The sequence below is a fragment of the Pseudomonas cichorii genome (genome assembly GCF_019719005.1).
Lineage (GTDB): Bacteria > Pseudomonadota > Gammaproteobacteria > Pseudomonadales > Pseudomonadaceae > Aquipseudomonas > Aquipseudomonas cichorii_E.
Window position 1 is genome coordinate 1 of the sequence record NZ_JAIGPJ010000052.1, and the last position, 18,969, is coordinate 18,969.

At 55.3% G+C, this 18,969-nt stretch carries 14 protein-coding genes; 5 read left to right on the forward strand and 9 right to left on the reverse strand.

Going from position 1 to position 18,969, the window contains the following annotated elements; translation table 11 throughout:
• Positions 1 to 3,162: RHS repeat-associated core domain-containing protein (locus K5D32_RS24425; protein WP_311775795.1), on the forward strand; the 3,162-nt coding region annotated here is incomplete at its 5' end.
• A gap of 45 nt (positions 3,163 to 3,207) precedes the next feature.
• Here K5D32_RS24425 and K5D32_RS24430 read toward each other — a convergent pair.
• From K5D32_RS24430 to K5D32_RS24440, 3 genes are all read right to left on the reverse strand, one after another.
• Positions 3,208 to 4,542 carry a hypothetical protein gene (locus K5D32_RS24430; RefSeq protein ID WP_221594738.1) on the reverse strand — a complete coding sequence of 445 codons (1,335 nt, stop codon included), beginning with the start codon at positions 4,540 to 4,542 and terminating at the stop codon, positions 3,208 to 3,210.
• Positions 4,543 to 4,747: 205 nt separating this feature from the next.
• Entirely contained in the window at positions 4,748 to 6,751 is a 2,004-nt protein-coding gene (locus K5D32_RS24435; RefSeq protein WP_221602127.1) for a hypothetical protein, read from the reverse strand.
• A 234-nt stretch (positions 6,752 to 6,985) separates the two neighbouring features.
• Entirely contained in the window at positions 6,986 to 8,887 is a 1,902-nt protein-coding gene (locus K5D32_RS24440) for an autotransporter outer membrane beta-barrel domain-containing protein (RefSeq protein ID WP_260407521.1), read from the reverse strand.
• An 835-nt stretch (positions 8,888 to 9,722) separates the two neighbouring features.
• On the opposite strand from K5D32_RS24440, the gene pabB reads away from it, so the two are divergent.
• The gene (gene pabB, locus K5D32_RS24445; protein WP_221602128.1) at positions 9,723 to 11,078 is read left to right on the forward strand and encodes an aminodeoxychorismate synthase component I; all 1,356 of its coding nucleotides are present in this window, start codon (positions 9,723 to 9,725) and stop codon (positions 11,076 to 11,078) included.
• Positions 11,079 to 11,125: 47 nt separating this feature from the next.
• Here the strand turns inward: pabB and thrH are convergent, their stop codons facing one another.
• Complete coding sequence (thrH, locus tag K5D32_RS24450; protein WP_221594741.1) at positions 11,126 to 11,743, reverse strand: bifunctional phosphoserine phosphatase/homoserine phosphotransferase ThrH; 618 nt, start codon at positions 11,741 to 11,743, stop codon at positions 11,126 to 11,128.
• Between the two features lie 152 nt (positions 11,744 to 11,895).
• Between thrH and K5D32_RS24455 the strand changes: the two genes are divergently transcribed.
• Positions 11,896 to 12,630 carry a phosphoadenylyl-sulfate reductase gene (locus K5D32_RS24455; RefSeq protein ID WP_221602129.1) on the forward strand — a complete coding sequence of 245 codons (735 nt, stop codon included), beginning with the start codon at positions 11,896 to 11,898 and terminating at the stop codon, positions 12,628 to 12,630.
• A gap of 72 nt (positions 12,631 to 12,702) precedes the next feature.
• On the opposite strand, the gene cysB is transcribed toward K5D32_RS24455, so the two are convergent.
• The 4 genes from cysB to K5D32_RS24475 all read right to left on the reverse strand — a co-directional run bounded on the left by cysB (position 12,703) and on the right by K5D32_RS24475 (position 16,297).
• Entirely contained in the window at positions 12,703 to 13,677 is a 975-nt protein-coding gene (gene cysB / locus K5D32_RS24460; protein WP_025260576.1) for an HTH-type transcriptional regulator CysB, read from the reverse strand.
• Between the two features lie 145 nt (positions 13,678 to 13,822).
• Positions 13,823 to 14,323, reverse strand: a complete 501-nt coding sequence (locus K5D32_RS24465; protein WP_221602130.1) for a universal stress protein — start codon at positions 14,321 to 14,323, stop codon at positions 13,823 to 13,825.
• A 90-nt stretch (positions 14,324 to 14,413) separates the two neighbouring features.
• Positions 14,414 to 15,319 (reverse strand): 5'-nucleotidase, encoded by a 906-nt coding sequence (locus K5D32_RS24470; RefSeq protein WP_221575927.1) that lies wholly within the window; start codon positions 15,317 to 15,319, stop codon positions 14,414 to 14,416.
• 21 nt (positions 15,320 to 15,340) lie between these two features.
• The gene (locus tag K5D32_RS24475; protein WP_221602134.1) at positions 15,341 to 16,297 is read right to left on the reverse strand and encodes a putative 2-dehydropantoate 2-reductase; all 957 of its coding nucleotides are present in this window, start codon (positions 16,295 to 16,297) and stop codon (positions 15,341 to 15,343) included.
• A 282-nt stretch (positions 16,298 to 16,579) separates the two neighbouring features.
• Here K5D32_RS24475 and K5D32_RS24480 point away from each other — a divergent pair, with 282 nt between their 5' ends.
• Positions 16,580 to 17,656, forward strand: a complete 1,077-nt coding sequence (locus tag K5D32_RS24480) for a 3-deoxy-7-phosphoheptulonate synthase (protein ID WP_221575928.1) — start codon at positions 16,580 to 16,582, stop codon at positions 17,654 to 17,656.
• Between the two features lie 65 nt (positions 17,657 to 17,721).
• Here K5D32_RS24480 and K5D32_RS24485 read toward each other — a convergent pair whose 3' ends face one another.
• The gene (locus K5D32_RS24485; RefSeq protein ID WP_200985910.1) at positions 17,722 to 18,003 is read right to left on the reverse strand and encodes a GNAT family N-acetyltransferase; all 282 of its coding nucleotides are present in this window, start codon (positions 18,001 to 18,003) and stop codon (positions 17,722 to 17,724) included.
• 612 nt (positions 18,004 to 18,615) lie between these two features.
• On the opposite strand from K5D32_RS24485, the gene oprI reads away from it, so the two are divergent.
• Positions 18,616 to 18,867 carry an outer membrane lipoprotei OprI gene (oprI, locus tag K5D32_RS24490; protein ID WP_002553018.1) on the forward strand — a complete coding sequence of 84 codons (252 nt, stop codon included), beginning with the start codon at positions 18,616 to 18,618 and terminating at the stop codon, positions 18,865 to 18,867.
• Positions 18,868 to 18,969: the final 102 nt, after the last annotated feature.

Here is an 18,969-nt window from a genome sequence, read left to right on the forward strand (position 1 = left end):
TACCGCTACGACGCACTGGGCCGGGTCATCGAGGAAACCGTAGCCCCTGGCACGCCCTATGAAGCTTCGCGCCATTACGGCTATGTGCTCAGTGCCGTGGACGGTCAGCAGGCCGAACAGGAAGCCACCAACGTCAAGGGAATCAAGACCCGCACCTTGCTCGATGGCATGAACCGGGTGGTGAAGGAGTTGCGGCAAGGGGCTGACGAAAACAAGCCTGCCGAGTATTTCCAGACCTACAGCGCGCTGTATGACACACGGGGACTGTTGGTCGAGGATACTGAAAGCGACTGGCTGCTGGTCGACGTCGAGGATGAACCGGAGCCGCAACTGCGTGAACTGCCCCTGACCAGCACCTATCAATACGACGACTGGGGTGAACAGCGCAGTGCCACTGGTCCGGATGGAATTTCGAAGGTTGCTGAAGCCGATCCGATACGCAAGACCCTGCGCAACTGGGTGCAAAGCAACGATACGCCAGCACAGATCAGTAACCTGACCGAAACCAAAAGCAACCTGTTCGGCAAACCCGAATGGAGCAGAACCCTGGACGCTACTGACAACCTTGTAGGCCAGACCGACTATGCCTATGACGGCCTGGGACGCTGCATTCAGGAGGTCGATGTGCTCAGGCGCAGCACCCGCTTCGGTTACGACGCCCTGTCACGGGTCATCAGTACCACCCTCCCCGACCTGACCGAGGTCGAAAAGGATTATGCGCTACACAGCAACGATGCCTTGCCGACAAAAATCCACGTCAAGCCGGACAAGGCAACTGAATCGATCCTGCTGGGCGAACAACACTTCGATGGCCTGGATCGAGCAACACAGGTCAGTGTCGGCCCTCGTACCACAGCCTTTATCTACAAGGGTGGCCAGATGCAGGTCGATGAATGCATCACCCCCGGCAAACATTCCATTCATTACCAATACAGTCTGGGTTTGACCGAGCAACCTGTACGAACCATCGCCGAGGGTGAACAAGCGGACTTCACCTATGACTTCAAGACCGCTGCCTTGAAGACTTCGCAAAACAGTCGAAGTCGCACAGAGTTCGATTACAACCTGAACGGAGGCTTGAAAGCGGAACGTCGGGTGGAAGATGGCGTGACTCAGGAAACCCTTCATACGAGTTCCTTTGCCGGACGGGCTCTGAGTCGTCAGGAGCCCGGCGGGCTGAAGTCAGTCTATGAGTACGATCAGCAAGGCCGCACCCGATCAGTGAAACAGGGGCAATTGCAGGCCGAATTCACCTGGTCCAGCCTGGGTCGGTTGCAACACACTCTCACGACAGATACGGGCAGTGGCAACACGGTACAGACCCGCCTGCAATACAACGATCAAGGGCAGGAAACCGAGCGCATTCTTGAACTGAGCGGCCACGATACCCGCACGATAACCCAGACATGGCGCAAGGACGGCAGGCTGACGTCAAGGCATCTGAAAACCGGCGACCGCTCATTGCTCAGTGAAACCTTCGATTACGACGAACGCGGCCGCCTCGTGCTCCATACCTGTGTCGGCGAGACACTGCCAAAGGATCGTTATGGCCACAGGATCAGCGAGCAGCATTTCGATTTTGATGCACTGGATAACATCACTGAAGTACTCAGCACCTTTATCGATGGCAGTACCGATCAAGCCGTGTTCGACTTTGCGACTGATGATCCGACGCAACTGGTCAGCGTCACCCACACTCACCCGGACTACCCCGCCAGTATCACGCTGGATTACGACGCCAATGGCAATCTGTTGCACGACGAAAATGCCCAGCTACTGGCTTATGACACTCAGAACCGGCTGCTTGGCGTGACGGCAACGGATGGCAGTGCCGCAGCGCAATACCGCTATGACTCGCACAACCAACTGGTTGGCGTCAGTCAAGGCAACCAGGGCGAGGCATTGCGCTTCTATCAGGGCGAACGCTTGAGCACCAGCATTCAGGGCAACGAAACCACCAGCTATCTGTATGGCGACAATCAGCCAATGGGTCAGCAATCCCTCGGCGATGACGCAAAGACCTTGCTGTTCATGACCGATGCCAAGCAAAGCCTGCTGGGTGAAAGTCAGCAGGCCGATCTGCGCACGGCGGTGTACAGCGCCTATGGAGAACGCAGCAGTGACGATGGCATGCGCAACCTGCTGGGTTTCAATGGCGAAGTGCGCGATGAAGTCAGTGGCTGGTACCTGCTGGGCCGCGGTTACCGCGCCTATAACCCGACACTGATGCGCTTCCATAGCCCCGACAGCCTCAGCCCTTTCGGCGCTGGCGGGCTCAACCCTTATGTCTATTGCCTCGGTGACCCCATCGGCTTCGTCGACCCCACAGGGCACATGTCCCGTGGCCTGTTTCTGGGGATCAACATTGCCGGCCTGGTACTGGGGATCATTGGTACCGTTGCGACCGGTGGAGTGGCTGCGCCGGCATTGACCATGCAGTTCGGCCTGTTCGTGACGGCACACACGGCGGGGGTTGCGGCGGTGGTGACAGGCGGGATCGGCGCTTACACCCCGGATACACAGGCCAAGAAAGTGCTGGGCATAGCGAGTGTTGTGCTGGGCATAATATCGGCTCTGGCGGGGTCGGCGACCCTTTTTACAAAGCAGTCAAAGTGGTTTTCCGCCGGGATATCAGAAGCAGCACCTGAGGGAGCAGTTCCTGTTGCAGCCTCCGGGGCTTCCGAAAGCCTTCCTGACTTCAACAACTTCAGCATGCAACGAAACCCTTTATATAGCTCAGGCTACTACTCCAACGGAGATAACGCCTTTCAATTTCCTGAATTAGCCTTACCCGGAGGCACAAACACAAATGTATTAGATGTTCAACTTCCAGCCTCATTACCTGCCTCCTTACCAGCTTCAACCAGAAATTCAATTTCAGCATCATTACCAGCCTCAACCAGAAGTTCCATTTCACCTCCACCTCCACCCTCACCACCGCCGGCAGCAACACCATTGAGAGGTTCCACATCTGCTCCGGCACCACTTTCCAGGCAGGGAAGTATTAGCAGTACGACATCACAAAACAGCAACTTAACAGACCCAGAGCTTATTCGCCTTTTCAAAAAAGCGGGTTCAAGATTCAACAAATACAATCAATTCAAGGAGGCAAAAGTCGAATTAATTGAAAACCTCTCAGAATTAAGAAGTGTAACCCCCTAAAAAATCGTAGCCCATCAGCCCCGACTAAAAGTCGGGGCTGATTTCTCAAGCCACCAACGTCAACTCCAGCCGTCTGAACACCCTGTACGACAACCCGCCATCGAAACTCACTTCGATATATACCGCAAAGACTGCATTGAGTTTCAACTGTTCCAGAAACGAACGAACCAGAACGGCAGTGACTTTTTCAGCGGCCATCTCACTTGAAGTCACTTCCCGCGCCTTGAACATATCGAAGTACAGATCGCCCCCCGTATTCTTGTCCACTCCCTCTGCCCGCATATTCATCTTTTGCTTCTCGGCCATGAACACCCATGCCCGGGTGAGGAAGTCTGCTCCACCGGCGGGTACTGCTGAAAGACGAAGCGTGTACGGGGTACCGGGTGCCTGTTCGCATTGTGGCTGGGGAAGTCTGGCGTCGGGAATCGGCAGGATGGTCAGCAAATACTTCCCGGACTCTTCAACCCTGCCGCCCTGTTGTGTCAGGGTGTAGTACACCTCGACTTCCCTGCCTGCACCTATATTGCCAGGCACAGCACTTGCCGGTATGTCGTACTCAAGGCCACCCGCTACCACAGGGGTGGTTGTGACATGACTGGCCACAGGATTGATGCCGGTCCAGTAGACCGTGATCAGGTCAGTGGGCTGCGGATCGATTTCAGACGGGATCACCACCACCGCTCCATCGGTAACCAATAGCGGGTCCAGTGTTCCCTTGCCGCCGCCCGCTGGCAGCGACTTCTTGACCGAAGGCATCAATAACGGAACAGGCTGCGCATCCACGGTCAGTGTAGCGGCTCGAGACAACACGCTGAGGTTGCCGGCCCGGTCCTGAACTTCATAGGTGGCATAGCGCAGACCATCTCCACCGGCGACAATCACATCACCATCGATTGCGATATCCAGGCCCATATCGGCCTGGCTCAGGGTCTTCTCACCCGCCAGCAGTGAGCCAACGGGTGCCTGCTCCCAATACCAGCTGATCGTGTCGCCGGGCCGACGGGGGGAATAGGTCGGGACAGTGGCCGGAAGTGTATTGTTGTGCTCCTCCAGATAACGGGCCGTAACCTTGTTACCAATCAGATCGGGAAGAAAAGTCAGCGGGTCTTTATTGCCGGCAAGCGTGGCAGGAGTTCTGTCGATGGTGATGGCAATAGGGCCAGAGTCGTTAGTGTTGCCGGTTGAAAGTGTGACTTTGTAAAACAGCTGGTGCGTACCTTCAATCAGTTCGGCCAGAGGAATCTCCGCAAACAGAAGGTCGGTATCGGTAATGGGCGTCGTGAATGTCTTGACCGCAACGTCCCGACCATCCCAATTCAATACGACCCGTTCATTACTCCCCGGTGCCGGGTCGCTTCCGCCCCATAAGGGGAATGTCACCTTCAAGTTCCTTTGCAATGCCGACAAAGGCAGAAGACCGGGCTCTCCTCCAGGTATATCCGGCAAAGCCTCTGGCACTGCTGGCGGGCTCAAATCCGCCAGAAAATCAGTCGCGTCCATATCGCGTGTTCTCCCATATAACCTGCCAGGAATCTGAGCGGCCAGCTCCCTTGCGTGCAGGCACGCAAGCAACCAGCCTCAACCTTCATGGTTTTGGCGGCGGCACTTCACACGTGAGATCGAGCCCCGGACGAATAAGCGATACATATTGTTTTGCAGGCATTGGATTGGCCGGGACAGGCGCACCGCCTCCCACAGGCGTTACGGTATAAGTAACTTCCGCAAATCCTCTTTTGATCGGCAAGATATGATCAACGTAGGGTTCCACAAGAAACAGGAAACCATTGTCAACCTCTTCCTGCTTCAACGGCGGGTGAGTATGGGTAAATCGGGTCGCAGGAATGGCCGTGGTCCCATCATTCTCATAACCTTGCCATACCGCTATCACCACATCACCAACTTTAAGATCTTTATCTTCAGGAACTTGCACCCTGAAACCATACTTTGCAGTCGGATCGTTATAGTCTTCCGAGTACAGGGAAATGCAGGAAAGCGTCGTGTTGCCGTTATCATCCACGAAGACATCTGGAAAGGTGACAGGCTCGAAACTGACCCTCAGGACATCGACATTGACTGGCGTATCAGTGGATTTCTGAGGATTATTGCCGTCAGCACTGTTGATGCTGTAGTACATCGGCAATGCAGGATTATTGGCCTGGGCTTCAATGGCAACCCAGGGAATAGTGAAATTGATCGGATCCCCTGGTTTTTCACCTACCACAGTGAACTTGTCCACCGGGAGTTCCTGAGTTCCCCAATACAGACTCAATACCTCTGTGGACAATGCAGGGTTATACAACGCTACGGTTGCAGTAATGTCCATTCCATCATCACTGGGTGTGAGGTGATCCTGCCCACCATCGGCCCCGGTCAGATGCACTTGTGCAAGTGTCGGATTAACGGGGTTGGGCTCATCAGGATTTACCGGACCGATGGTCGAAAAGTCAACCTGGACGTCCACGGTCAAGGCTGTGGGCGGAAACATCAACGTCCCCCGACTGACTTGATAGCTGGCCGTCACAGGCTTCTCGCCCGGCCCCAGATATTCCCCCTTCAGAGCCCCCCAAGGCACAGGGACTTCGACATCGCGAGGATTAGACCCTGGTGCCACAGGAGGCAGGGACGTTGCCCCCCATTTCACGTGAATAAGCGTATCAGCAGGATTATCGAACGCTGGAACAAGCACGGTGACCCCGAAATGAGCATCGGCAAGATCCACCAATGGCCCTAATGGAACCTGCGGGTTTTGCAAGTTCTCGGGCAGCGCGCCCAGTTGCACATCCACTTCAGCAGGTCGGGAAATGGAGCTCACGTTTCCGGCCTTGTCTGTCAACCAGTACACAGAGTACGTAGGGCCATTGATCTTGTCTTCGATGAAAGCTTTCGGGATCGGAATTTTCCGGTCCGCTGGAATCGCTATCGGGCCGAAAGCAGGGTTGGGGGCATCAGGATTCTCAGGCGTTGTAGGCCCCCAATACACCACAATCGTATCCCCCTCGGCATAATCTGCATAATCAGGTAGCGTACAGACAAACTCGGTGACACCACCGGTAAACGTATCGTCAGTGATAACCTTTTCCGGCACCACCAGTGCGGCGGGGAATGCAAGCAAGGGGTCTGCATTATAATAAGGTGCCGTCCTGTCAATCGTAATAATGAAAGGTTTTGAAGAGTTGTTTACTCCCTCGTTTGTTGCAACGAAGTATTCAATCCTGAACTCGCCCTCATGGGGTAGATTACCCCGGGGAATATTTTTTGGCAGCGGGAAGTCAGAACTGCCTAGCGGGCCGTCGAATCGCTGTTTATTGGAATAAGCGGGTGGACCACTGTCGGCAACGAGATTTAACGTGATGTCAACATAACCCGTATCGGTAATATCATCATTCCAATAAGGAATCTGCACATCAAGATCAGCCGCCAATGCCCAAACAGGGATCAAGCCCTGTGGCAAGCCAGAAAGAACATCCTTGACCAGAGCGGGCTCAAGCTTATCATCCTGCGATACCCCACTCCCCTTTACCCTGGCGTGTGAACGCATATACTCACGGCGTTTCTCTACGCCTTCCGCAATTTTATCGGAGTTCGACATTTCACTCTCCTTGAGATTAATAAATGACCTATACCTGTAAGCGAGCAGGAGCTTTTCGACCCAAAGCCATAAAGCTTCTATCTTTTAACTCTCTACCCCGAACCCCATTAAACGCCTCCCCTGAAAAACTGGATACTGTCAGAACTGCCAGTGCTTGCCCGTCATTAAAGCTTTGATTATTAGTTTAAACACAAAAAAGGGAGGCTTTCGCCTCCCTCTTGTTCTAAACAACCACTACCAGTTATAACGCAGCCCTATATTGGCACCCCATGGCTGCTCAAGTTTCTTGCCATTGCTGTAGTCGAAATCGGCATGCAGTTGCAGCCGGTCCGACATCGAAACGGCAATACCGGCACCCAGCTCACCCCGCGCCCCGGAAAGATTATTATTGAACGTGTTGCCATTGATCTTTACGCCATTGTCCTGAGAGAACTCATGCGCGTATGCGGCCCGGATATAAGGCTGAGCAATCCTGCCTTCGCCCAGATCAAAATCACGACCTGCCGTAGCACCCAGCTTGCCGACCAGTGATCGGGTATCATCACCTTCAGCCCGCATGCCGTTGTCCAGAGAATAATCCTTGCCCTGAACCATCAAGCCTGCCAGTTGTGTGTAAGGCTCGACGAAATAGCCATCATCGAGCTTGATATGCCTGCCGAACTCGACAGAAGCACCCACACCACTGTTGTCATAACTGCCTTTCGACTCGGAGCCATCGCTCAGACTGACATCGGCTTCATTGCGAAAGCGGTTGAACTTGAGAACACCGTCAAAGTAGTAGCCGCTGTCCTGATCGAGCCAGGTCGTATAAGCACCGACATAGTAGCTGTTGACCTGCCCGGTGGTGCCGCGACCAAGGCTCAGGTCAGACTTGCTGTAACCACCCAGCAAACCGACCAGCCACTGCCCGTCACCCACTGGCAATGGAGCATCGGCACCAAAGGAAAGCCCTTGTTGTGTCTGCTGGTAGCCAACATCGGACGCGGCCTTGGCGTCGAACTTGTTGCCATAGGCACGGATCCAGCCGCCTGACTGCCCGCCCTTGAAACGCAACTCACCCATGCGACTGCGCAGGGTGGACAACTCGCCATACCACACAGTAGGCGCCGTATTGAACAATGCCAGCACCGCGCCAGTGCCGGAACTGACCTTGCCGGTGTTGACCAGATACCAGTCATTGCCACCTTGCTGGCTGAGTTCATAGGTGTAGGTGCCCATATCTACCGGCCCGTTGAGCAACGAGAACTGCGCATCACCACTGGCGGTATGCACCACATGCATGGAGGAGTCGGCTAGCGGATCGGAACCGGTTGCCCCCACCAGCAAGGAGTGATTGCCGGTTGCCGTACCGGTCACATCGAGAAAGTCGACTTTACCCTGGGAGAAATCGGCATCCATGATAAAGGTGCCATTACCTGACAGATTGCCCACCGATAACTTGTAGAAAGCATCCGGCTCACCCATCTTGATGAAGCCGCCATTCATGGCAAGGTTGCTGACCGTGGAATCCTCAACCATCACCCACTTCGCGGCACTATTGATCGCCAGACTGCTGAGGTTTTCAAGGCGGCCCGTCAGAACGGAGTTATTGGAGAGTGCGACATTTGCAGTACTGCCCGCTTCAGCGATCACGTCGCCCGTGAGGCTGCTCTGATCCAGGCTCAAATCCAGCTTGCCACTGTCAGTGAGCTGAACATTCCCCGTAAGCGCGCTGCCGGATACATCCATTCTGGTCGTGGCACCATTGACCTCAAGAATGTTCCCGTTGCCCCCCACCAGAGTTGAGCCGTTTTTTAAAACGATAGTCGTCGAGTCAGAAGTACCGAAAGGCCGGGATACAACAATTGCAGCCCCGGTCTGACCGATGACATGACTGTTGTCGAGTTCAATGGCAGGATTACCAGGGCCTGCGGTGGGTCTGGCTTGAGTGACGCTGATACCCGTCACCGTACCGGAAATAACCGTACCGCTATTGGCCTTCAAATCCCCGTTGTACATGTGGATACCAATACCATTGGCACCCGTGCCACTTACCTGACTCCCCGAGAGCGTCAGGTTGGAGCGTGGATAAATATCAATGCCTGCCTCTGTTCCCTTCACGACAGAGCCAGTCATCGCGACACTGGAAGCAGCCATGCGCATACCAAATTCTGTATTTGCCCCTCCGATATTGCCACCTTTGAAACTTGCCACACCACTGATGAGAGAGACTGCAACACCGGAAAGATTACCCTCCGTTACATCCGTATCCGTAAAGTTCAGTGTACCGCCGTGAAACACTTCTATATAAGTGGTTTCAGCGCCATTGGCGTTAAGCACGCCTCCATCCCTGACTATCCAGCTAGTCGTCATGTAAGAGTCATCTATATCCCTGGGACCTCCAACAACAACCTCAGTCAAAGGGCCAACATCAGCCAAGACAGGCGCATGATAGCCAGCCAGCATCAACGGAGTAATCCATAGCGTGCGCAGCATCCTGCCTGAAGGAGCATCCTTAGATGAATTATAAAAAAACATGACTTATTCCTTCGTTTCATAAAAGCGACAACGACAATGCGTGCGTCATCAACAGCGCCGAAGAATAACAATACAAAACCTATAATCATGTAGGACCTTTCCTAGAGGAATGTAGCCTTATTCCTACCGACAAAAACAAAATAAACGATGAGCAACCAATCAATTTACAATAAAAATTACCGGCTTATCCCCTTCAGGAATAATCGAATCATTTCATTAACAATCCATTATTAGAGTGATACAAACCATTCAAACGAGCGATAAGGCACTTACACATTACGCACTAAAACTTTCACTGAATTATTGTAAAGCTGGCTTTACAGCCATCCGTCTTCCGTATAAAAACCCTTCTTCCGGGTAAAAAATCCAGCCTGTTTCTAAAACAGAGTACTAGGAGATACTGGCACTTGAGCCTTAGAATCACCGGCCCGATACCGCCGACCGATTTCTGCGAATGCCGACCTGCACCCTTTCTCCATTGCGCTATTCATCTGACCCTGCCGAATACTTCAGTCGGGTACGACATGCACCGGGTGCCGTGTTGCTGGACAGCGGTCGTCCTGAAGCGGATCGCGGCAGGTTTGATTTGCTCAGCGCATGGCCGCTGGAGCATCTGGTGGTCGAACCGGGCGAATCCGGCACTGCGTTTCTCCAACGGCTGCGCGACAGTCTTGAGCGCCTTGGCCTTGCGCAATTACCCGCTGAAAGCGAGTTGCCTTTTGCGGGCGGGTTGATCGGCTATCTGGGCTACGACTTCGGTCGTCGTCTTGAGCCGCTGCCCGAGCAATCGATCGACGACCTGCAACTGCCAGATGCCCGACTAGGCCTGTATGCCTGGGCAGTGGTCAGTGATCATCAGGCAGGTACTACGCAACTGGTCTGTCACCCTGCACTGCCGGAGTCTGAACGCTTGCGGTTGCTGGAGCTTTTTCAGCAGCCGGGCAGCGACTCGGTCCCGAGCGAGTTCCACTTGAGCGGCCCGTTCCAGGCCGACCTCAGCGCACTGGATTACCGCAAGGCCATTACCCGCATTCAGGACTACATTCAGGCGGGCGATTGTTATCAGGTCAACTTTGCCCAGCGCTTTCAGACCCGCTGTGAAGGCGACTCATGGGCCGCATACTGCGCTCTGCGCTCTGCGTGCCCAACGCCGTTTTCCGGCTATCAGTCATTACCCGAAGGCGATGCCATCCTCAGCCTGTCGCCAGAGCGCTTCGTCAAAGTCAGCCATCACGCAGTAGAAACCCGCCCGATCAAAGGCACCCGACCACGGGGTGGCGATGCATCGGAAGATGAGGCTTATGCGCAGGAACTGCTCTCCAGCCTCAAGGACCGCGCCGAAAACCTGATGATCGTTGATCTGTTGCGTAACGACCTGGGCCGCAGTTGCACTATCGGCTCGGTGAAAGTCCCGGAGTTGTTCAGCCTGGAAAGCTACCCGAATGTTCATCATCTGGTCAGCAGCGTGACCGGCGAACTGGCGACGGACAAGGATGCCCTGGACCTGATCGCCGGCAGCTTTCCCGGCGGCTCGATTACCGGTGCCCCGAAAATCCGCGCCATGCAGATCATCGACGAACTTGAACCCACACGCCGTGCCCTTTACTGCGGCTCGCTGATATACATGGATGTACGCGGTGAAATGGACAGCTCCATCGCCATCCGCAGCCTGCTGGTGAAAGACGGCAGTATTTCCTGCTGGGGCGGCGGCGGAATCGTCGCTGACTCCGACTGCGAATCAGAGTATCAGGAGTCGTTTACAAAGGTGCGGGTGCTGCTCAGGACATTGGAGCAATTCATTCGCGACTGAAGTCGCTCCTACGAAATGTGTAGTAGCGAATTCATTCGCGAATGGATCTACAGCGACAAATCCCGATTCGAGGCCTTGATGAATTCCTTTTTCAGGTCTTCAAAAGTATGCACCGCAGGGAATTGCGGGAATTCGCGGATGACGTTTTCCGGCGCATGAAACAGGATGCCTGCATCGGCTTCTCCCAGCATGGTGGTGTCGTTGTAGGAATCACCAGCAGCGATGATGCGGTAATAAAGGCTCTTGAAGGCCAGTACCGACTGACGCTTGGGGTCTTTCTGACGCAACTGGTAGCTCACGACGCGATCCGTCTCGTCGGTGATCAGTCGATGGCACAACAAGGTCGGGAAACCCAGTTGGCGCATCAGCGGCTGGGAAAACTCGTAGAAGGTGTCCGACAGAATCACCACCTGGAAGCGCTCACGCAGCCAGTTGACGAACTCGACAGCGCCGTCCAGCGGCTTGAGGGTGCCGATCACTTCCTGAATATCCGACAGCTTCAGGCCATGCTCATCGAGAATGCGCAGGCGCTGCCTCATCAGCACGTCATAGTCGGGAATGTCCCGAGTGGTAGCACGTAGCGATTCGATGCCGGTTTTTTCGGCAAAGGCAATCCAGATTTCCGGGACCAGCACACCTTCCAGGTCGAGACAGGCAATTTCCACAGAACACTCCTCAATGGGATTTCGAGATCAAGCTAAGCGGCACTCTAGGGTCTGATGTCGTTTCAACGCAAGGCCACAGGCCGGTGGTTTTTGTTACCATTGCCGCCATCACGAGCGCTTAAGCGCCACTCTTGTACCTAGGAAGCCGCCTGATGAGCCAACCTTTCGACGTCGCTGAACTTGCCGCGACGTATGCCAACAAGTCTGCCCAGGACATTCTGAAACTGGCCTTCGAGCATTTCGGTGACGAGCTGTGGATTTCCTTCAGCGGTGCCGAGGATGTGGTGCTGGTGGACATGGCCTGGAAGCTGAACAAGAACGTCAAGGTATTCAGCCTGGATACCGGCCGCCTGCATCCCGAGACCTATCGTTTCATCGAGCAGGTCCGCGAGCAATACGGTATCGCCATCGAACTGGTTTCTCCCGATCAGCAAAAGCTTGAGCCTTTCGTCAAGGAAAAGGGCCTGTTCAGTTTCTACAAGGATGGTCATGGCGAGTGCTGCGGTATTCGCAAGATCGAACCCCTGCGCCGCAAGCTGTCAGGCGTCAAGGCCTGGGCAACCGGCCAGCGTCGGGACCAGAGCCCTGGCACCCGTAGCGCGGTAGCCGTCCTGGAAGTGGACAGCGCCTTTTCGACACCCGAGCGCACGCTGTACAAGTTCAACCCACTGGCACAGATGAGCAGCGAAGAAATCTGGGGCTATATCCGCATGCTGGAGCTGCCTTACAACAGCCTGCATGAGCGCGGTTTCATCAGCATTGGCTGCGAACCCTGCACGCGTCCGGTATTACCGAACCAGCACGAACGCGAAGGCCGCTGGTGGTGGGAAGAAGCAACCCAGAAGGAATGCGGGTTGCATGCGGGGAATCTGATTACCAAGGGTTGATGACCGTTTCGCGACTGAAGTCGCTCCTACATCATCTGTGTAGGAGCGAATTCATTCGCGAAAACAGACCCATCAATGCACAGGCAGTTCTACACCTTCAAACAGCTCTTCAAGCTCCTGCTTGTTATGGCACTGAATCGCTTTGGCCATCACTTCGCGAGTCAGGTGCGGAGCAAACTTCTCGATAAAGTCGCACATGAAGCCACGCAGGAACGTCCCACGACGGAAAGCAATCTTGGTGATGCTGGACTCGAACAGGTCGCTGGCATCAAGGATGACCAGGTCGCTGTCCAGTTCTTCATCTACTGCCATCCTGGCAACGATGCCGACCCCCAGATTCAGGCGCACATAGGTCTTGATCACGTCCGCATCCGCAGCAGTGAAAACGACCTTGGGCACCAGACCCCGATGGCTGAATGCTTCATCAAGCTTGGAGCGTCCCGTGAACCCGAATACATACGTCACGATCGGGTATTCGGCCAGCAGTTCCAGAGTCAGCTTGGGCACCTTGGTCAGGGGATGGCCCTGAGGCACCACTACACAGCGGTTCCAGCGATAGCACGGCATCATGACCAGGTCACCGAACTGCTCGAGTGCTTCGGTGGCGATGGCGAAGTCCACGGTCCCGTCAGCCGCCATTTCTCCGATCTGTACGGGTGAACCCTGATGCATGTGCAATGCAACGTCCGGGTATTGCCTGATGAAATTACTGATGACAGGCGGCAAGGCATAGCGCGCCTGGGTATGGGTGGTTGCAATCGACAAGGTGCCCTTTTTCTCGTTGGAGAATTCCTGGGCGATTTGCTTGATACTTTCGACCTTGCGCAGGATCTCGCCGGCGGTGGTGATAATACGCTCACCGGCTGGCGTGACTCGCGTCAGGTGCTTGCCGCTGCGGGCAAAAACTTCGACCCCCAGCTCGTCTTCAAGCAAGCGTATCTGCTTGCTGATGCCGGGCTGCGAGGTGTAAAGGCTCTGTGCCGTCGCGGAAACGTTGAGGTCGTGGTGCGCCACTTCCCAAATGTAGCGCAATTGTTGAAGCTTCATATGTATCCCTCAAAGCAGATAAACCCTAGGGGTATCAGCGACGGTATATAACTGGATTAATGGTCGAGTAGAGAACGCTAGAACTTTTTATCACCTTTGAGAGGTAATCGCACGCTCGATTTCACTTAAACCATCATTTACACCATCACTCCTGCCCCCGTCCTCTGTTCTGCATCATGGGCACCATGTAAACAGGTACAGCGGAAAGCTGTAAAACCCTGGCGGCCGTACGACCTATCGACGCGCCCTCTTTCGCCATCTGGCTATGACTACCTAGCACCAGCAAGTCCACTGCCAGCTCGCGTGTCTGTTCAAGGATCATATTGCAAGGTTCCCCCTGGACAACCCTCACTGCGCGGATGAAAGACAGGTCTTTATGCCCTTCACCTAGTTCTTCACGAAACCCGTCGAGCATCCGTTGCTCTATGCCATCCATGAATGTACTCACACCCTTGCCGTGGAGTTCCTTCAGCTCATCCTCGCCCAGATAACTCTGCAGCACCGATTCGGCGAACAGCCCCATGGGTTCGACAACATGGATGACATAAAGACCGGCATTGAAAGTTCGAGCCATCGCCAGCGCATGCTGCACGACATAGGGCGCATACAGACCGAGGTCTGTGGCACACAGGATCGAACGAATCATATAACCTCCCAAACAACCGGAATGGCGGAGATTGATTCAGCTTAGCAGCGCACCAAAGACTACGAAGGCGGCTTATTGCGTCTTGCACTTTCAGAGCTTGACTTCATTACTGATGCCGTGCGGGACATGGCCGGTAGCTACAACCTCACGGGCCTTCTCGCAGTGTCCGGGCTGATCGTCGAAGAACACGTCTGCAGCGAACGCCTCAAGAAAGGCAGACTTCTGCAAACCGCCCAGAAACAGCGACTCATCAAGCCGGATGTCCCACTCGCGCAAGGTGCGGATCACCCGCTCATGGGCTGGCGCAGAACGGGCAGTGACCAGGGCGGTGCGAATCGGGCAGCTTTCTTCGGGAAACTCCCGCTGCAACAGGTTGAGGGCCGCAAGGAACGGCTTGAAAGGCCCACCGCGCAGAGGCTCGCGGGCCGATTCGCGTTCACTGGCTTGGAAGGCAGCCAGCCCGCCGCTCTGGTAGATGCGCTCGGACTCGTCGGAAAACAGCACCGCATCACCGTCGAACGCGATTCGCAACTCGGCACTGGCCGCCCGACGTGCGCCCCCCGAGAGGATGGTCGCAGCGGCAAATCCGGCGTCCAGAGCGCTGCGCACGTCTTCGGCATGGGTGGAAAGAAACAGGTGGCAGCCAAACGCCGCCAGATAAGGATAAGGACTGCGCCCGCCGACAAACGCCGCACGGGTGATGTCCAGCCCGTAATGCTGGATGGAATTGAAAACCCGCAACCCGGTGTCGGCACTGTTGCGCGAAACCAGGATGACTTCGACCCGCGCCTTGCTGAGGCTGGCATTGAGGCTCAGCAGCTTCTCTACCAGCAGATAAGCGTCGCCCGGCTCCAGAACCTCGTCTTCATGGTCGATCTGATACTGGCGATAGGCTTCAACCCCATCCGCCATATACACCGCATGGCTTTCACGCAGATCGAACAATGCCCGCGACGAAATCGCCAGCACCAGTTTTTGCTCATCACGCTCTGCCATGATCGCCTCCTCGCTTGACCACTATTTATTGCGCCGCTCGATGAACGCCAGAGCCTGATAAAGCACCCGGACCCGCGCCATGTCATAGCCTGCGGCCAGCGCTGCAGCCAGTGGCCTGGCGTAGATGGCCTCCAGCTCCAGCGGTCGTCCTTCGATGAAGTCGTGGTGCATGCTGGGTTTGTAATCGGGCATCTTGCCGGTTATCTCGAACAGGTGATGAGCATACCCTTCAGGCAGGATATAGCCACACGCCTCGGCGCCCTGCACCACTTCATCCATCAATCCCTTGATCAGCTCACGACTGCAAGGGTCGACCATCAGCGGCGTGGTACTGGTCTGCAACAGCGCGGACAACCCGTTATAGGGCACATTCCACACCAGTTTCTGCCAGCGCGCCTGCTGCAGGTCGGCCATGGCATGGGATTCGACGCCTGCCACCTGGAACAGGGCCGAGCATTCTTCGACGGCAGCCTGACGACTTTCCTGATCGCCAGCCGGGCCGCTGTGATAGCCGATATTCACGGCGCCAAAAGCCTGATGAGCTACAACTCCGGGCTCGACACGGTGTACGCAAATGAAACACAAACCGCCCAGAAGATGCAGGCTATCGGGCAACAGGAGCCGCACCTGATCTTCGACTCCCAGGCCATTCTGCAAGAGCAGGACTTTTGCTCCCGGCGCAGCAGCCCGTGCAATGACTGGTGCCAGTCCGGCATTGCCGGTGCTTTTGGTGCCTACCAGCAACACGTCACAAGGCGGCATATCGGCAACGGAGCAATAGGCCTGAACTGAATCGAGCTTCAGGTTGCCATGCACGGCACTGCTCACCTGCAGGCCATGAGTGACCACTGCATTGAATTCACTGCGCAACAGGAAGTGCACGTCAAAACCGGCACGCGCCAGCATCAGCCCATAAAAACCACCGATAGCACCGGTACCGATAATACCGATCCTCGGTTTGCTCGTATCACGGGTCATCATCTTCCCTCTCAAGATCGTCTGCCTCATGGCAACTCTGATTATTCGCACACACTATCCGACGCATGCAGTCAGGTTGCAAATTCGCCTCGGAACCGGGCGGCTATCCTTGCTTGAAGTGCTGCATTTATTACAGCACGGACAGCCCAAAGCCACGTTTACCCATTGTCGAGGGACGGGGTAACGCGCTAAGGTTCGGCTCCCCGATACGCTCAACCATGCTGGACACCGTCGCAAGAAACAAAGCAGGCGGCCAGCACCCGTGACCTGATGAGTAACACGATGGCTGATTTACCGATTGACGACCTCAACGTTGCATCCAACGAGACTCTGATCACGCCGGATCAACTCAAGCGCGATATCCCCCTTACCGATACTGCCCTGCACACGGTAAGCCAGGGCCGCGAAGTGATCCGCAACATTCTCGACGGCAACGATCATCGCCTGTTCATCGTGATCGGGCCATGCTCGATCCATGATCTCAAGGCAGCAAAGGAATACGCCGAACGTCTCAAGACCCTGGCAGCCGAACTGTCGGACACCCTGTACCTGGTCATGCGCGTGTACTTCGAGAAGCCGCGCACCACGGTCGGCTGGAAAGGCCTGATCAACGACCCGTACCTGGATGACTCCTTCAAGATCCAGGATGGCCTGCACATCGGTCGTCAATTGCTGCTGGACCTGGCAGAAATGGGCCTGCCGACCGCTACCGAAGCGCTGGACCCGATCTCTCCGCAATACCTGCAGGATCTGATCAGCTGGTCGGCCATCGGCGCGCGCACCACCGAATCCCAGACACACCGCGAAATGGCTTCCGGCCTGTCGTCGGCCGTGGGCTTCAAGAACGGCACCGATGGCGGCCTGACCGTTGCCATCAACGCCCTGCAATCGGTTTCCAGCCCGCACCGTTTCCTGGGTATCAACCAGGAAGGTGGCGTGTCCATCGTGACCACCAAGGGCAATGCCTACGGCCACGTGGTACTGCGCGGCGGCAACGGCAAGCCGAACTATGATTCGGTCAGCGTCGCGCTCTGCGAACAGGCACTGAACAAGGCCGGCATCCGCCCGAACATCATGGTCGACTGCAGCCACGCCAACTCCAACAAGGACCCTGCACTGCAACCGCTGGTCATGGAGAACGTCGCCAACCAGATTCTGGAAGGCAACGAGTCGATCATCGGTCTGATGGTTGAAAGCCACCTGAACTGGGGTTGTCAGGCCATTCCCAAAGACCTGTCGGAACTGCAATACGGCGTATCGATCACCGATGCCTGTATCGACTGGGAAAGCACCGAAAAAACCTTGCGCAGCATGCACGCCAAACTCAAGGACGTGCTGCCCAGGCGCAACCGGGGTTGATGGCTGTACCGCAATGAAAAACGCCGGGCATATGCCCAGCGTTTTTCATGGTGCGTCCTGTACCCTCAGATCTTGGCAGCCTGACGGTGATGACGCTCCATGTAGCGCTCCACATAGGAGCAGGACGGGATCACGGTATATCCCATGCTGTCGGCATAGTTGAGCGCCTGCTCGGTCAGGGCTGCGGCAATACCCTTGCCACGAAGCTCGTCCGGGACGAAGGTCCGGTAGAAATCCAGGGTCTGCTTTCCCAGATCCATGTAGGTCAGGTAGGCACGATGGCCGTCAATATTGACTTCAAATTGATGACCGGTCTTATCATGGTGAATGGACAACGCCTCGCTCATCACTACTCCTCGCGGGTCTTGGAATTGACCCCTACCTTACCGATGTTTTTCCGGCGAAGGAATATCTACGCCACCCCGTGCCTGCCTGGACACCGAGAAACGAACAGCAGATCTCCAACAAACAGCACCTCCAGATAGTAGGCGCCCTTACAGAAGATGCTCAAGCATATCGATCATAAAAAGCATGTTCGACCCACTATTTACAGGCCTGGTTGAACCAGACCTCGCCGGATGTTGTCGATTGGGACGTCCATGAACATTGAAAGTCACCGCAGTCCTTTTAGATAACCTGCCTGTTCAGGCGCAAGGTGAGACATTGGACATGAAGTGGCCGATATGAAGCCATAGCACCCGGATTCAGGTCATGGCGGCACGTGTCTTCTTGAGCCAGACGTTCGTCAGAGCCACTGTCACAAGGCAACGCGGCAAAGTGGATAGTTTTTATACAGTTTGCATGAGAAGTAGTGCGGAACACTTTCAAAGCCAAGATTTTTATCCCTTCTTGCGCTTCGTCAGTTTACTTACTACAAACAATGGGTACTATGTACGCCGGTCATTTTCTCACTTTCGAGAGATGACTAATTTAAAGAAAAGTCCTTGAAGGGGAACACGATGAACAACGTTCTGAAATTCTCTGCTCTGGCTCTGGCCGCAGTTCTGGCCACCGGTTGCAGCAGCGTCTCCAAAGAAACCGAAGCTCGTCTGACAGCTACCGAAGACGCAGCAGCTCGTTCGCAAGCACGTGCCGACGAAGCCTACCGTAAGGCTGACGAAGCTCTGGCTGCTGCTCAAAAAGCTCAGCAAACTGCTGACGAAGCCAACGAGCGCGCTCTGCGCATGCTGGACAAAGCTAGCCGTAAGTAATAATCCCCCGGGATTGTTGAAAAGGTGGACCCGGTCGGACGGGGGAGCCCTTTTTTTTGTCCGCAAATTTGTATGCGGGGCGCGGCCCGCCCCCCCCCGGCG